We start from the raw sequence: 1,192 nt of genomic DNA, 5'->3' as shown, positions 1-1,192 counted from the left end.
AGCAAGATTTGGACGAAGTTTTTCGTCACCACCTCGAAATTGCGATTAACCAGCTGCTTCAAACCGAATTGGCAGAGTTTTTGGGTTACGAACGCTACTCATACGCTGGGATTAACACTGGTAATAACCGCAACGGCAGTTATGAGCGCTCGTTTGATACGAAGTACGGCCAACTTAACTTAACCATTCCTCGAGATCGCAATGGCCGGTTTGAAAATCATACCTTGCCAGCCTACGGTCGGCACAGTGATAATTTAGAAACAACGGTCATTCAGTTGTATACCAAGGGAATTACCACTGCTGAAATTGCCGAACTCATTGAAAAAATGTACGGTGCTCACTACTCCAAAGCCACGGTTTCCAACATGACTAAAGCCGTCAATGAACAGGTTCAAGCTTTCCAGCAACGTCGACTGGCTTCACAATATGCGGCCATCTTCTTAGATGCCACTTACTTGCCGTTAAAGCGGGATACCGTTCAAAAAGAAGCCGTTCATATTGCGATTGGCATTCGTCCAGATGGTACGAAAGAAGTGCTGAACTACCAAGTGGCGCCAACGGAATCGACTGGAATCTGGACTGAACTGCTGGGAACCTTGATCAAGCAGGGCGTTAAAGATGTGCTGTTGTTTGTGGCCGATGGGTTAGTTGGTTTGGATGAAGGCTTGAATCGGCATTTCCCTAAAGCCAAACGACAACGTTGCCTGGTTCATGTTGGGCGGAATCTGATGAACAAAGTTCGCGTAAAAGACCGCAAGGCCGTGATCAGTGACTTTAAACAAGTTCATCGGGCCGCCAACCGTGAAGCAGCCGAACTGAAACTGAATGAGTTCGCCAACAACTGGCATCAGACCTATCCCAAATTAATCAAAGATCTGCTTAAAATGCCGAATTTACTCACTTTCATGGACTTTCCACCAGCTATCCGGCAATCACTATACTCCACTAACCTGATTGAGAACTTTAATAAGCATCTCAAGCGCACCACCCACCACAAAGAACAATTTCCAACGGAAGATTCACTGGATCGCTTCCTGGTTTCTCAGTTTAATGTTTATAACGAGAAGTCTCTGAAGCGGATCCACCGAGGGTTCAAAGGACTCCAGGACACCTTGGAAGCATCATTTATTTAAGTTAGATACATATTATATGTACGAAGGCATTTCATTTACACAAGATTCTTGACGCTACC

1 protein-coding gene is annotated in these 1,192 nt (G+C 45.3%); it reads left to right on the top strand.

Going from position 1 to position 1,192, the window contains the following annotated elements:
* A partial coding sequence (locus FD07_RS11890; protein ID WP_082601300.1) for an IS256-like element IS1310 family transposase occupies positions 1-1,133 on the top strand: 1,133 nt, incomplete at its 5' end.
* Positions 1,134-1,192 lie beyond the last annotated feature (59 nt).

Source organism: Levilactobacillus parabrevis ATCC 53295, from assembly GCF_001434055.1.
Taxonomy (GTDB): Bacteria; Bacillota; Bacilli; order Lactobacillales; family Lactobacillaceae; genus Levilactobacillus; species Levilactobacillus parabrevis.
The sequence above is the reverse complement of the archived record's forward strand: the minus strand, read 5'-3'. Positions and strand labels throughout refer to the sequence as shown.